This window comes from Streptomyces chartreusis, assembly GCF_008704715.1.
Taxonomy (GTDB): Bacteria; Actinomycetota; Actinomycetes; order Streptomycetales; family Streptomycetaceae; genus Streptomyces; species Streptomyces chartreusis.
Genome location: NZ_CP023689.1, coordinates 6096012 through 6108082, shown reverse-complemented (window position 1 = coordinate 6108082; position 12071 = coordinate 6096012). Strand labels below are relative to the sequence as shown.

General features: G+C 68.2%; 15 protein-coding genes and 1 tRNA gene. 4 read left to right on the top strand and 12 right to left on the bottom strand.

Features of this window, described 5'->3' with window-relative positions; translation table 11 throughout:
* The first annotated feature begins 95 nt into the window (after nucleotides 1–95).
* Nucleotides 96–179, top strand: a tRNA-Leu gene (locus tag CP983_RS26825).
* Between the two features lie 54 nt (nucleotides 180–233).
* Here the strand turns inward: CP983_RS26825 and rdgB are convergent.
* The 4 genes from rdgB to CP983_RS26805 form a co-directional block, all read right to left on the bottom strand.
* A complete protein-coding gene (gene rdgB, locus CP983_RS26820; protein ID WP_150502303.1) occupies nucleotides 234–836 on the bottom strand; it encodes an RdgB/HAM1 family non-canonical purine NTP pyrophosphatase in 603 nt (200 codons plus the stop codon).
* A 155-nt stretch (nucleotides 837–991) separates the two neighbouring features.
* Nucleotides 992–1396, bottom strand: coding sequence for a hypothetical protein (locus CP983_RS26815; RefSeq protein ID WP_147999536.1), 405 nt, complete (start codon nucleotides 1394–1396; stop codon nucleotides 992–994).
* Between the two features lie 145 nt (nucleotides 1397–1541).
* Nucleotides 1542–2297 carry a ribonuclease PH gene (gene rph / locus CP983_RS26810; RefSeq protein ID WP_107905654.1) on the bottom strand — a complete coding sequence of 252 codons (756 nt, stop codon included), beginning with the start codon at nucleotides 2295–2297 and terminating at the stop codon, nucleotides 1542–1544.
* Nucleotides 2298–2382: 85 nt separating this feature from the next.
* Entirely contained in the window at nucleotides 2383–2616 is a 234-nt protein-coding gene (locus CP983_RS26805) for a PTS sugar transporter subunit IIB (protein WP_037888512.1), read from the bottom strand.
* A gap of 149 nt (nucleotides 2617–2765) precedes the next feature.
* Between CP983_RS26805 and CP983_RS26800 the strand changes: the two genes are divergently transcribed.
* Together CP983_RS26800 and CP983_RS26795 are read left to right on the top strand one after the other, a co-directional pair.
* Nucleotides 2766–4058 carry a PTS transporter subunit EIIC gene (locus tag CP983_RS26800; RefSeq protein ID WP_125525994.1) on the top strand — a complete coding sequence of 431 codons (1293 nt, stop codon included), beginning with the start codon at nucleotides 2766–2768 and terminating at the stop codon, nucleotides 4056–4058.
* A gap of 123 nt (nucleotides 4059–4181) precedes the next feature.
* Nucleotides 4182–5435 carry a PTS transporter subunit EIIC gene (locus tag CP983_RS26795; protein WP_150502301.1) on the top strand — a complete coding sequence of 418 codons (1254 nt, stop codon included), beginning with the start codon at nucleotides 4182–4184 and terminating at the stop codon, nucleotides 5433–5435.
* Nucleotides 5436–5536: 101 nt separating this feature from the next.
* Here CP983_RS26795 and CP983_RS26790 read toward each other — a convergent pair whose 3' ends face one another.
* Nucleotides 5537–6289 (bottom strand): MBL fold metallo-hydrolase, encoded by a 753-nt coding sequence (locus CP983_RS26790; RefSeq protein ID WP_030945932.1) that lies wholly within the window; start codon nucleotides 6287–6289, stop codon nucleotides 5537–5539.
* A 275-nt stretch (nucleotides 6290–6564) separates the two neighbouring features.
* Between CP983_RS26790 and CP983_RS26785 the strand changes: the two genes are divergently transcribed.
* Nucleotides 6565–7017 (top strand): type II toxin-antitoxin system PemK/MazF family toxin, encoded by a 453-nt coding sequence (locus CP983_RS26785; RefSeq protein ID WP_150502299.1) that lies wholly within the window; start codon nucleotides 6565–6567, stop codon nucleotides 7015–7017.
* A gap of 40 nt (nucleotides 7018–7057) precedes the next feature.
* On the opposite strand, the gene CP983_RS26780 is transcribed toward CP983_RS26785, so the two are convergent.
* The 7 genes from CP983_RS26780 to clpS form a co-directional block, all read right to left on the bottom strand.
* Complete coding sequence (locus CP983_RS26780; protein ID WP_107905656.1) at nucleotides 7058–8008, bottom strand: PLP-dependent cysteine synthase family protein; 951 nt, start codon at nucleotides 8006–8008, stop codon at nucleotides 7058–7060.
* A gap of 5 nt (nucleotides 8009–8013) precedes the next feature.
* The gene (locus CP983_RS26775; protein WP_107905657.1) at nucleotides 8014–8292 is read right to left on the bottom strand and encodes a MoaD/ThiS family protein; all 279 of its coding nucleotides are present in this window, start codon (nucleotides 8290–8292) and stop codon (nucleotides 8014–8016) included.
* Between the two features lie 115 nt (nucleotides 8293–8407).
* Nucleotides 8408–8503: a putative leader peptide gene (locus CP983_RS45095; RefSeq protein ID WP_312025360.1), complete on the bottom strand. Its 96-nt coding sequence runs from the start codon at nucleotides 8501–8503 to the stop codon at nucleotides 8408–8410.
* Nucleotides 8504–8614: 111 nt separating this feature from the next.
* Nucleotides 8615–9037 carry a M67 family metallopeptidase gene (locus CP983_RS26765; protein WP_107905659.1) on the bottom strand — a complete coding sequence of 141 codons (423 nt, stop codon included), beginning with the start codon at nucleotides 9035–9037 and terminating at the stop codon, nucleotides 8615–8617.
* Between the two features lie 233 nt (nucleotides 9038–9270).
* Nucleotides 9271–10707: an amino acid permease gene (locus CP983_RS26755; protein WP_107905660.1), complete on the bottom strand. Its 1437-nt coding sequence runs from the start codon at nucleotides 10705–10707 to the stop codon at nucleotides 9271–9273.
* A 340-nt stretch (nucleotides 10708–11047) separates the two neighbouring features.
* Nucleotides 11048–11656, bottom strand: a complete 609-nt coding sequence (locus CP983_RS26750; RefSeq protein WP_107905661.1) for a DUF2017 domain-containing protein — start codon at nucleotides 11654–11656, stop codon at nucleotides 11048–11050.
* Nucleotides 11657–11694: 38 nt separating this feature from the next.
* On the bottom strand, nucleotides 11695–12012 hold the full coding sequence (gene clpS, locus CP983_RS26745) for an ATP-dependent Clp protease adapter ClpS (protein ID WP_030945914.1): 318 nt from the start codon (nucleotides 12010–12012) through the stop codon (nucleotides 11695–11697).
* Between the last annotated feature and the right edge of the window lie 59 nt (nucleotides 12013–12071).

Below are 12071 nucleotides of genomic sequence, written 5' to 3'. Positions count from 1 at the left end.
TGCGCTCCCTGCCCCAACTGCCATGCGATCACCAGTACGTGATGCAGGGGAGGCGACGGGCCGTCGACGAGTGCCGGTACGATGACAGACGGCTAGCGGCGGTGGTGCAATGGTTGACACAGCAGGTTTAGGTCCTGTGGCCCTTAGCGGGCTTGAGGGTTCGAATCCCTTCCGCCGCACATAAACGGCCTGCGGATCGAAGGATCGATACGCAGGCCGTTTCCGTACGCTCCTCAGCCCACCAGCTCCCGCACCACCGGCACCAGGCCCCGGAACGCCTTGCCGCGGTGGCTGATCGCGTTCTTCTCCTCCGCCGTCAGTTCCGCGCAGGTCCGCGTCTCGCCCTCCGGCTGCAGAACCGGGTCGTAGCCGAAGCCGTTCGTGCCGGCGGGGACATGTCGCAGGACGCCCCGGAGCTGTCCCTCGACCACCCGCTCCGTGCCGTCGGGCAGGGCGAGGGCCGCGGCGCAGGCGAAGTGGGCGCCGCGGTGGGCCTCGTCGATGTCGGAGAGCTGGGCCAGCAACAGGTCCAGGTTGGCCGTGTCGTCGCCGTGCCGGCCGGCCCAGCGGGCCGAGAAGATGCCGGGGGCGCCGTTGAGCACGTCGACGCAGAGCCCGGAGTCGTCGGCGACGGCGGGCAGTCCGGTCGCCTGCGCCAGGGCATGCGCCTTCAGCAGCGCGTTCTCGGCGAAGGTGACGCCAGTTTCCTTGACGTCGGGGATCTCCGGGTAGGCGTCCGCGCCGACGAGCTCGTGATCGAGACCTGCGTCGGCGAGGATCGCCCGGAGCTCGGTGATCTTTCCGGCGTTACGGGTGGCGAGGATGAGGCGGGTCATGGCGACACAGTAGCCAGGCAGGCCCGGGCGCCCCAAGGCGGCCGCGGAGCGGCCGAAAAGGGGCGCGGGGAACTGCGCGACCAGCCACCACGAGCCTGTGGCCGCCCACCGGCGGAACCCGGCAGACGAGGCGCACCGCCCCAGCCGTCGCAGCGTTACGGCGTGCAGACCTTGGTGAGTTCGCCCGCCGCATCCGTGACCGGGCTGATGTCAGGGGTCTCGTCGCCGTTCTTGACCGCGTCGCGGACGTTGGTGACGGCCTGCTGGAGGTCGTCCACCGCCTTGTTGACGTCGGTGTTGTCGGTCTTGTCGCCGATCTTGTCGAGGTTCTTGTCTATGGAGGTCAGCGACTCCTCCAGCTGCGTCGGGTCGTTCGCGGCGCTCTCCACGGCCTGCTGGAGTTCCGTGACGCTGTCGGCGATGGCGTCGGCGGTCTGGACGCAGTCCAGTGCCTTGTTGACGGCGTCGCAGCCGGTGGTCAGCCCTGCCGTCAGCCCGACCGCCGCGATGGCTGCGGCGGCTATGGCGATACGGCTCCGGCGTCGTCGGCTCGTGGCCATGCTTGACGTTCCCCTCCTGCTCAGGCCTCGCAGGCCCCCGTGTCACTGGCCGGGCGCACAGCGGTGTGCCGTACGCCCGTACCCCTAGTGACGCCGGGAAGGGCCGCGCGGTTGCCCGAGGACGCGGCCCGACTTGGGGCGTCCTTTACTTTTCGAGGACGGTATCAAGCGCCTTGCGCTGGAGTTCCGCCAGCTCCCCGCAGCCGGAAACGGCAAGGTCCAGCAGGGAGTTGAGCTCCTCGCGGGCGAAGGGCTCGGCCTCGGCGGTGCCCTGGACCTCGACGAAGCGGCCGTCGCCGGTGCAGACGACGTTCATGTCGGTGTCGGCCTTCACGTCCTCCTCGTAGCGCAGGTCGAGGAGCGGGACGCCGCCGACGATGCCGACGGACACGGCGCTGACCGTGCCGGTGAGCGGCTTGCGGCCGGGCTTGATCAGCTTCCTGCCCTGGGCCCAGGCGATGGCGTCAGCGAGGGCGACGTAGGCGCCGGTGATGGCGGCGGTACGGGTGCCGCCGTCGGCCTGGAGGACGTCGCAGTCGAGGACGATCATGTTCTCGCCGAGCGCCTTGTAGTCGATGACCGCGCGCAGGGAGCGTCCGATGAGGCGGCTGATCTCGTGCGTACGGCCGCCGATCTTGCCGCGGACGGACTCGCGGTCGCCCCGGGTGTTGGTGGCGCGGGGCAGCATGGCGTACTCCGCGGTGACCCAGCCCTCACCGCTGCCCTTGCGCCACCGCGGGACGCCTTCGGTGAAGGAGGCGGTGCACAGGACCTTCGTGTCGCCGAAGGAGACGAGGACGGAGCCCTCCGCGTGCTTGGACCAGGCGCGCTCGATGGTGACCGGCCGGAGCTGTTCGGGGGTGCGCCCGTCGATGCGGGTCGTTGAGGAGGTAGCTGCCATGGCGTGAGCCTAGCCCCATACGGAAGGGGCCCCTCCCGCGGCTGTGATCGCCCGGGACGGGGCCCCTCGCGGTGAGCCCGGAGGCTCACATCATGTCTTCGATCTCCGCCGCGATCGGGTCGGCGTCGGTGCCGATGACGACCTGGATGGCGGTGCCCATCTTCACGACGCCGTGGGCGCCGGCGGCCTTCAGAGCGGAATCGTCGACCAGCGAGGGGTCGCTGACCTCGGTGCGCAGCCGGGTGATGCAGCCCTCGATCTCCTCGATGTTGTCGATGCCACCGAGCCCGGCGACGATCTTCTCAGCCTTGCTGGCCATGTTCCTTCTCCCTGATCCGAACCGCTTTGTCGCAGTAACCCACAGTTGGCCCATCTTCGCGAGCGGTCATGCCGTCGGTGCCGAAGGATGACGTTCACGACAGTGGAACCGTCGCCAACTGGTCTACACCACCTTACCGAGGGGCGTCCATGAGTGCCGACAGCTCCGCCATCAGTCCTGCGCGCGCCCGTTGGAACACCGCGTTCCAGGGACTGCAGAAGATGGGGCGCAGTCTCCAGCTCCCGATCGCCGTCCTGCCCGCCGCCGGCATCCTCAACCGCCTCGGCCAGCCTGATGTGTTCGGCGACGACGGGCTCGGCTGGACCGATGTCTCCAAGGTGATGGTGGGCGCGGGCGGGGCGCTGCTGGACGGTGCGCTGGGGCTGCCGCTGCTGTTCTGCGTGGGTGTGGCCATCGGCATGGCGAAGAAGTCCGACGGCTCGACGGCGCTCGCTGCGGTCGTGGGGTTCCTCGTCTACTACAACGTGCTGCGCCAGTTCCCGGAGGACTGCCCCGAGGGCTCGAAGGCCGTGCCGAACGTCGGCTGCCAGGTGCAGGACGGCACGGTGACCGTGTTCGAGTACCAGAACCCGGGGGTGTTCGGCGGCATCGTGGTGGGTCTGCTGGCCGCGTTCTTCTGGGCCCGCTATCACCGTACGAAGCTGGTGGACTGGCTCGGCTTCTTCAACGGCCGGCGTCTGGTCCCGATCATCATGGCGTTCGTGTCGATCGCCTTCGCGGCGCTCTGCCTGTGGGTGTGGCCGCCGATCGGTGACGCGCTGGAGAGCTTCAGCGACTGGATGGACGGCCTGGACGCCTGGGGCGCAGGCGTGTTCGGCGTCGCGAACCGGGCGTTGCTGGTCGTGGGGCTGCACCAGTTCCTCAACGTGCCCATCTGGTTCCAGTTCGGCACCTTCACCAAGCCGGACGGCACGGTGGTGCACGGCGACATCAACATGTTCCTCGCGGGCGACCCGGACGCCGGTCAGTTCACCTCGGGCTTCTTCCCGATCATGATGTTCGCGCTGCCGGCGGCCGCCCTCGCCATGACGCACTGCGCGCGGCCGAGCCGCCGCAAGGAGGTCGGCGGGCTGATGACGTCGGTGGCCCTGACGTCCTTCGTCACCGGCATCACGGAACCGATCGAGTACTCGTTCCTGTTCGTCGCCCCGATGCTGTACGTGGTCCACGCGCTGCTGACGGGTGTGTCGATGGCGGTCACCTGGGCTCTGGGCGTCCACGACGGCTTCAGCTTCTCGGCCGGCCTGATCGACTACATCATCAACTGGAACCTGGCGACGAAACCGTGGGCGATGATCCCGATCGGCCTGTGTTTCGCAGCCGTCTACTACGCGATCTTCCGCTTCGCGATCACGAAGTTCGATCTCAAGACGCCCGGCCGGGAGCCGGAGGACCAGGTCGAGGACGTGACAAAGGTCTGAAAAAGGGCTTGATAACGGTCCAGAAAACCCTTGGGAATCGCGGGTTCCTTATCTCACCTTCATCGTGCTACAACAGGTCTACACCACTGAGTGGTGTAGACCACCACCCGATGGAGGAAGTCTATGAGCACCGCCACCTCGCCAACGGCGGCCCCCACAAAGAAGTGGGGATCCGGTCTTTTCCAGGGCCTTCAGAAGGTCGGCCGCAGCCTTCAGCTGCCGATCGCCGTGCTCCCGGCCGCAGGTCTCCTGCTGCGCTTCGGCCAGCCCGACGTGTTCGGCAAGGACGGGCTCGGCTGGGACAAGGTCGCGGCCGTTTTCGCCACCGCCGGTGGCGCGATCTTCGACAACCTGCCGATGCTGTTCTGCATCGGTGTGGCGATCGGCTTCGCCAAGAAGTCGGACGGCTCGACGGCCCTCGCCGCGCTCGTCGGCTTCCTGGTCTACAGCAATGTGCTGAAGGCGTTCCCGGTCACCGAGGCGAAGGTCCAGGCCGGCGCTGACATAGCCGCGACCTACAACAACCCCGGTGTCCTCGGCGGCATCATCATGGGTCTGCTGTCCGCCGTGCTGTGGCAGCGCTACCACCGCACCAAGCTGGTCGACTGGCTCGGCTTCTTCAACGGCCGCCGTCTCGTCCCGATCATCATGGCCTTCGTCGGCACCGTGATGGGTGTGTTCTTCGGCCTGGTCTGGGAGCCGATCGGTGAGGTCATCGCGGACTTCGGCGAGTGGATGACCGGTCTCGGCGCCGTCGGCGCGGGTCTGTTCGGTCTGATCAACCGCGCGCTGATCCCGGTCGGCATGCACCAGTTCGTGAACACCGTCTCCTGGTTCCAGCTCGGCGACTTCAAGGACGCCGCCGGTGAGATCGTGCACGGCGACCTGAACCGCTTCTTCGCCGGTGACCCGACCGCCGGTCAGTTCATGTCGGGCTTCTTCCCGATCATGATGTTCGGCCTGCCGGCCGCCGCCATCGCCATCGCGCACTGCGCCCGCCCCGAGCGCCGCAAGGCCGTGATGGGCATGATGGTCTCGCTCGCCCTGACCTCCTTCGTCACCGGTGTCACCGAGCCCATCGAGTTCGCGTTCATGTTCATCGCCCCGGTGCTGTACGTGATCCACGCGGTCCTCACCGCCCTGTCGATGGCGATCACCTGGGCCCTCGGCGTCCACGCGGGCTTCACCTTCTCCGCGGGCTTCATCGACTACGCGCTCAACTGGAACCTGGCGACGAAGCCATGGCTCATCATCCCGATCGGCCTCGTCTTCGCCGCGATCTACTACTCCGTCTTCCGCTTCGCCATCACGAAGTGGAACCTCCCCACCCCGGGCCGCGAGCCCGAGGAGGAGCTGGAGGACCTCACCAAGGCGTGAGGCCGAGCCGTACGGCATGACGAAGGCCCCGGAACCGGGAAGGTTCCGGGGCCTTCGTCGCGCATACGGGCCTGAACCCCGTACGGGCCGTGCTGGGAGGACTAGATCTCGTACGTCCGCCTCGGCGCCGCGAGTTCCACCGGACCGTCGTAGACCTCGCGCGCGTCGGCCAGGTTGACCTGGGGGTCGGTCCACGGCGGGATGTGGGTGAGGACCAGACGGCGGGCGCCCGCGCGGGCGGCCGACTGACCTGCCTCACGGCCGTTGAGGTGCAGGTCGGGGATGTTCTCCTTGCCGTGCGTGAAGGCGGCCTCGCACAGGAACAGATCCGCGTCGCGGGCGAGTTCGTCCAGGGCGGTGCTGATGCCCGTGTCACCCGAGTAGGTCAGCGTCTTTCCACCGTGCTCGATGCGGATGCCGTAAGCCTCCACGGGATGGGCCACGCGTTCGGTGTGCACCGTGAAGGGGCCGATCTCGAAGGTGGACGGCTTGACCGTGTGGAAGTCGAAGACCTCGCTCATGGAGGAGGCGGTGGGGGTGTCGGCGTAGGCGGTGGTCAGGCGCTGCTCGGTGCCCTCGGGTCCGTAGACCGGGATCGGGTCGCAGCGGCCGCCGTCGTGCCGGTAGTAGCGCGCGACGAAGTACGCGCACATGTCGATGCAGTGGTCGGCGTGCAGATGACTGAGGAAGATCGCGTCGAGGTCGTAGAGACCGCAGTGGCGCTGCAGCTCACCAAGGGCACCGTTGCCCATGTCGAGAAGCAGCCGGAAGCCGTCGGCCTCGACGAGGTAGCTCGAGCAGGCCGATTCCGCGGACGGGAACGACCCCGAGCAGCCGACGACGGTGAGCTTCATGAAACAGAAACCTCCGCTGGCGGGAAATCCAGAAGATCGGGAATTGGGGCGTCGGGGGTCGTGCGGTTTGTCGAGCGTAAGGCGCAAAACCTCCGGTCGCTCCTCCGCAAAGGTCTGTTGTGGGCGAACTCACCTGTGGTGTCACGCGTTCGGCTGGATATGGGACGCGAGTAACGGCAGGTGCGTGCGAAGCACTCGCACACTGTCGTGGCGAAGAGCAAAGAAGGCCCGGAAGAAGGCGCGCGCGGGTGGGTGCGCGCCGGTACCTTCTCCTCATGGACACGTCCTGGTGGCTCGCGCTCGCGGCGGTGGTACTGCTCGCCCTGGTCGCCACGCTGGTGGACGGATGGGGGCGCGGCAGCAGGCCCCGGAGCAGCAGGACGCGGCCGCCCGGGCGGCCCGCGGGACGGAAGTCGGCGCGTCCGGCGCCCGCCGAGATCTGGTGGGCGAGGGTGCCCTTCGAGGACGGGCCGGGAGCCAAGGACCGGCCGTGTCTGGTGCTGGCGGTGCGCGGGCAGCAGGTGACGGTCGCGAAGATCACCAGCAAGTACCGCGACGAGCGGTACGGAGTGATCCCGCTGCCGCCGGGAGCGGTCGGCGACACCCGTGGCAGGGCGAGCTTCCTGGAGACCGGCGAGCTGCGGCACGTACCGGTGTGGGAGTTCCGGCGGCGGGTGGGGGTGATGGACCCGGTCGTGTGGGACCAGGTCCGTCACCTCGCCACTTGAGTCCTGTCCGGCGGATCGTCCCGGCGTCGCCGGGTGCCGCTCAGGCCCAGAGCTGGCCCTGGAGGGTCTGGATCGCTTCCTCGGTCGTGGCCGCGGTGTAGACGCCCGTCGAGAGGTACTTCCAGCCGCCGTCGGCGACGACGAACGCGATGTCGGCGCTCTCCCCCGCCTTCAGCGCCTTGTTGCCGACGCCGATCGCCGCGTGCAGGGCGGCGCCGGTGGAGACGCCCGCGAAGATGCCCTCCTGCTGGAGGAGTTCACGGGTGCGGGTGACCGCGTCGGCCGAGCCGACCGAGAAGCGGGTGGTCAGGACGGAGGCGTCGTACAGCTCGGGGACGAAGCCCTCGTCGAGGTTGCGCAGGCCGTAGACCAGGTCGTCGTAGCGCGGTTCGGCGGCGACGATCTTCACGTCGGGCTTCTGCTCGCGCAGGTAGCGGCCGACGCCCATCAGGGTGCCGGTGGTGCCGAGGCCGGCGACGAAGTGGGTGATGGAGGGGAGGTCGGCGAGGATCTCCGGGCCGGTCGTGGCGTAGTGGGCGCCGGCGTTGTCGGGGTTGCCGTACTGGTAGAGCATCACCCAGTCGGGGTGCTCGGCCGACAGTTCCTTCGCGACCCGTACGGCGGTGTTGGAGCCGCCCGCGGCCGGGGACGAGATGATCTCCGCGCCCCACATGCCGAGCAGGTCCCGGCGCTCCTGCGAGGTGTTCTCGGGCATCACGCAGACCATGCGGTAGCCCTTGAGCTTCGCCGCCATCGCGAGCGAGATGCCGGTGTTGCCGCTGGTCGGCTCCAGGATCGTGCAGCCCGGGGTGAGGCGGCCGTCCTTCTCCGCCTGCTCGATCATGTGCAGGGCGGGGCGGTCCTTGACCGAGCCGGTGGGGTTGCGGTCCTCCAGCTTGGCCCAGATGCGGACGTCCTCGGACGGCGACAACCGCGGCAGGCACACCAGAGGGGTGTTGCCCACCGCGGCGAGCGGGGAGTCGTAGCGCATTCGGATCAGGCCATGCCGCCGGCCACGGCCGGCAGGATCGTCACGTTGTCGCCGTCGGCGACCTTGGTGTTGATGCCCTCGAGGAAGCGGACGTCCTCGTCGTTCAGGTAGACGTTGACGAAGCGGCGCAGCTCGCCGTTGTCCACGATGCGGGCGTGGATGCCCGTGTGCCGGGTCTCGAGGTCGGTGAAGAGCTCGGCGAGGGTGTCCCCGGTGCCCTCCACAGCCTTCTGACCGTCGGTGTAGGTGCGGAGGATGGTGGGGATGCGGACCTCGATGGCCATGGCTCAGGGCTCCTGTCGGGAGTAGTCGGTCGGGGGCGCGCGGCAGCGCAGTTGCGGCAGGGTGGTGCGGGTGTGCGGCGCCGCGGCTCATGGCCGTACGGCGGCAGGTGTCGCGTCAACAGATGGCGCTGGCGAGCCTGCACAGGTCGACGTGCAGCCGCGCCACGAGCAGCATGCCCGGCGTCTTCTCGCTCACGTCGTGGAGAACCATGGGGTCATCGTATCGATTCCCGGTCCGGGTCCTGGAATGTGATCCCACATCGCGGACGCTTTCGGGCCGGGGAATGAGACCGCGCTGTTCAGACCTTCCCGGTACGCCTTCTCAGTACGCCTCGACGACCTTGACCTCCTCCTCCGTCACCTCGCCTTCGACGATGCGGAAGGAGCGGAACTGGAAGTCGCCGAGGCCGTCGGTGTCGGCGGTGGAGACCAGGACGTAGTGCGCGCCGGGCTCGTTGGCGTAGGAGATGTCGGTGCGCGAGGGGTATGCCTCGGTGGCGGTGTGGGAGTGGTAGATGACCACCGGTTCCTCGTCGCGGTCGTCCATCTCGCGGTAGAGCTTGAGCAGGTCGCCGGAGTCGAACTCGTAGAACGTGGGCGACATGGCCGCGTTCAGCATCGGGATGAAGCGCTCGGGCCGGTCCGAGCCGGCCGGTCCCGCGACGACACCGCACGCCTCGTCGGGGTGGTCCTTGCGGGCGTGGGCGACGATCTGGTCGACGAGGGCCTGCGTGATGGTCAGCATGTTCGTCAGGATAGACAGAGGGCCGCCCCGTACCGAAGAGTGGTACGGGGCGGCCCATATAGCGGACGTCCTGAGCGGCAACCGTCCGGGGCGCCACGAGTGCCCCAGGCGGCGGGACGTCCTGGCAGGGCGGCGCGCCGGCGCCCCCGAAGGGGCGCGGGGAACTGCGCGACCAGCCACGACGGACCCGCAGCCGCCCGACGGCCCCTGACGCGGCCCTATCAGCGAAGCGCCTAGCCGACCTTTTCGAGCTCCGGCTCGCCGCCGCGGTCGCCGAGCTGCGGGTTGCGGCGCTTGAGGACCGCCCAGCCGACGCCCAGGGCGACGGCCCAGCCGGCCGCCACGTACAGGCAGACCCGCGCGTCCTTGTCGTACGCGATCATGAAGGTCACGCCGATGAGGAAGAGGAGCGCGACCCAGCTGAAGAGCGCACCGCCGGGAGCCGGGAAGGACGAGGCCCGCAGCCGGCCCGCGTCGACCGCCGCGCGGTAGCGGATGTGGCTGACGAGGATCATCATCCAGGTCCAGATGCCGGCCGCGGTGGCGACGGAGGTGACGTAGAGGAACGCCTTCTCCGGGACGACGTAGTTCAGGACGACGCCGATGCCCATGAGCGCCACGGAGACCGTGATGCCGATGGCGGGCGTCTTGCGGGAGTTGAGCTTGCCGAACGCCTGCGGGGCCTCGCTGTTGGCGGCCAGGTCGCGCAGCATGCGGCCGGTCGAGTACATGCCCGAGTTGCAGGAGGAAAGGGCCGCGGTGAGCACCACGAAGTTGACGATGCCCGCGGCGAGCGGGATGCCGATCTTGCCGAAGGCGTGCACGAACGGGCTCTCGCCGGCGGAGAACTCGGTCCACTTCACGACGGAGAGGATCACCAGCAGCGCGCCGACGTAGAAGACGATGATGCGCCAGGGCAGCGTGTTGATGGCCTTGGGCAGGGTCTTCTCGGGGTTCTCGGACTCGCCCGCGGTCACGCCGACGAGCTCTACGGCGAGGTAGGCGAACATGACGCCCTGGAGCGTCATCAGGCTGGAGCCGATGCCGTTCGGGAAGAAGCCGTCGTGCGACCAGAGGTTGGAGACGGTGGCGGTGTCACCGGCGTCGGAGAAACCGAGGGTGAGCACGCCGAGGCCGATGACGATCATGCCGATGATGGCCGTGACCTTGATCATCGAGAACCAGAACTCGACCTCGCCGAAGATCTTGACGGAGATCAGGTTCACACCGAAGAGCACCACCAGGAACACCAGGGCGCTGACCCACTGCGGGATCTCGGGGAACCAGAAGTGGATGTAGATCGCGGCGGCCGTGAGCTCGGCCATGCCGGTGACCACCCACATGAGCCAGTACGTCCAGCCCGTGACGAAGCCGAAGAAGGGGCCGAGGAATTCGCGGGCGTACTCGGCGAACGAGCCGGAGACGGGGCGGTAGAGGAGCAGCTCGCCCAGGGCCCGCATGATGAAGAAGATGACGACGCCCGCGAGGGCGTACATGAGGATGATGCTGGGGCCGGCCTTGGCGATGTTCGCCCCGGCGCCCATGAAGAGGCCGACGCCGATGGCGCCGCCGATCGCGATCATCTGGACCTGACGGCTGCCGAGACCCCGCTCGTACCCCTCTTCCGGGGTACCCGTGGCCTTCTCGTCAGTGACCTTCGCAGAGGTCATGTGTGGTGCGCCTTTCTCCATGCCGACCCGGACCTTCGTCGGCCCCGGATCGGGTCTCGATCCCCCCGGATTGCTGGAGCTGTGCCTGGCCGACGATCCGCCGGCCATGTGGCGCACCCGGCCGAACATTCGGGTGGTGTTCGCCGGGCGTCGTGAAGATTTATCACGGGCTTAACCGTGATCGGGGGCGGTTCATGTGGCGCATCACACAGGAAGAAGCGGACAAACGAGACTGCCGCCCCCCATAGCGGGTGGCGGCAGTGACTCGATCGTTATCCGGATTTGAGCGTCCGCTGAGCGAACACAAAATCGTCACACTTCAGTGCAAGAAGGTCGCGTTCTACGGCATGAGCGTGGCGACCAGCGTCTCCTGGAGCCCTCCGAGCCACAGGTATGCCATCACCATCGGCTTGCGCGGATCCTCGTCCGGGAGCCGGTAGAGCAGATCGGTGTCGTCCTCGTCGGCGATCTCCAGCCGGGAGCCGATGGCCAGCCGCAGGTCGTTCAGCGCGCCGAGCCACTGCTGGGACTCCGGCACGGAGAGCTTGAGCACCGCGCCTCCCTCACCGGCGGAGTCGGTGCTCAGCGAGTCCAGGGAGCGGACCACCGCGAGGGCGTTGTCCCGCTTGCCGGACCGCAGGTCGTTCTCGGTGTAGCGGCGGAACTCGGCGGAGTACGCCCGCTGCTCCTCGGCCTCCTTGGCCTGCGGGGTGCCCTCGGGGTCGCTGTAGGCGTCCGGGAACAGACGTCTCAGGACCGGGTCGGCCGGCGGTTCGCTCGGGCCCTCGGCGAACAGCTCGGCGAGCGGGTCGTCCGGGGTGTCCTCGGCGGGGCCGGGGCCGATGAGCTCCAGGAGCTGCACGGCCAGCGAGCGGATGATGGAGATCTCGACGTCGTCGAGGGCGACGGCCGCGCCGCCGCCGGGGAGCGGTTCGAAGGTTCCTGGCATGGAGACGATTCGCTACTTCCGGTCCTGCGGGCGTGCGGTCATTTGCGGTCGTGCTGAAGGGTGGCCCACAGGCCGTAGCCGTGCATGGCCTGCACATCGCGTTCCATCTCCTCGCGGGTACCGCTGGAGACGACCGCCCGGCCCTTGTGGTGGACGTCGAGCATGAGCTTGGTGGCCTTGTCCTTGGGATAGCCGAAGTACGACTGGAAGACGTACGTCACATAGCTCATGAGGTTGACCGGGTCGTTGTGCACGATCGTGACCCAGGGGACGTCGGGCTCGGGGACGGCGAAGGTCTCCTCCGCCGCTTCGGTACGTTCGATCTCTACGGGAGCGGGTGACGTCACAGTGCCCATGCTGCCACCGGAGGGGGGTGGTCGCACAAATCCCCGGCGAACGCCCGGTACCAAATCGT

What these genes read in the sequence shown, in the direction of transcription:
- rdgB (WP_150502303.1), bottom strand. Translation starts at nt 836, where the DNA reads ATGACCCGCCTCATCCTCGCCACCCGTAACGCCGGAAAGATCACCGAG.
- CP983_RS26775 (WP_107905657.1), bottom strand. Translation starts at nt 8,292, where the DNA reads ATGGCCATCGAGGTCCGCATCCCCACCATCCTCCGCACCTACACCGAC.
- clpS (WP_030945914.1), bottom strand. Translation starts at nt 12,012, where the DNA reads ATGGGCACTGTGACGTCACCCGCTCCCGTAGAGATCGAACGTACCGAA.
- CP983_RS26795 (WP_150502301.1), top strand. Translation starts at nt 4,182, where the DNA reads ATGAGCACCGCCACCTCGCCAACGGCGGCCCCCACAAAGAAGTGGGGA.
- CP983_RS26765 (WP_107905659.1), bottom strand. Translation starts at nt 9,037, where the DNA reads ATGCTGACCATCACGCAGGCCCTCGTCGACCAGATCGTCGCCCACGCC.
- CP983_RS26750 (WP_107905661.1), bottom strand. Translation starts at nt 11,656, where the DNA reads ATGCCAGGAACCTTCGAACCGCTCCCCGGCGGCGGCGCGGCCGTCGCC.
- CP983_RS26805 (WP_037888512.1), bottom strand. Translation starts at nt 2,616, where the DNA reads ATGGCCAGCAAGGCTGAGAAGATCGTCGCCGGGCTCGGTGGCATCGAC.
- rph (WP_107905654.1), bottom strand. Translation starts at nt 2,297, where the DNA reads ATGGCAGCTACCTCCTCAACGACCCGCATCGACGGGCGCACCCCCGAA.
- CP983_RS26780 (WP_107905656.1), bottom strand. Translation starts at nt 8,008, where the DNA reads ATGCGCTACGACTCCCCGCTCGCCGCGGTGGGCAACACCCCTCTGGTG.
- CP983_RS45095 (WP_312025360.1), bottom strand. Translation starts at nt 8,503, where the DNA reads ATGGTTCTCCACGACGTGAGCGAGAAGACGCCGGGCATGCTGCTCGTG.
- CP983_RS26815 (WP_147999536.1), bottom strand. Translation starts at nt 1,396, where the DNA reads ATGGCCACGAGCCGACGACGCCGGAGCCGTATCGCCATAGCCGCCGCA.
- CP983_RS26790 (WP_030945932.1), bottom strand. Translation starts at nt 6,289, where the DNA reads ATGAAGCTCACCGTCGTCGGCTGCTCGGGGTCGTTCCCGTCCGCGGAA.
- CP983_RS26800 (WP_125525994.1), top strand. Translation starts at nt 2,766, where the DNA reads ATGAGTGCCGACAGCTCCGCCATCAGTCCTGCGCGCGCCCGTTGGAAC.
- CP983_RS26785 (WP_150502299.1), top strand. Translation starts at nt 6,565, where the DNA reads ATGGACACGTCCTGGTGGCTCGCGCTCGCGGCGGTGGTACTGCTCGCC.
- CP983_RS26755 (WP_107905660.1), bottom strand. Translation starts at nt 10,707, where the DNA reads ATGACCTCTGCGAAGGTCACTGACGAGAAGGCCACGGGTACCCCGGAA.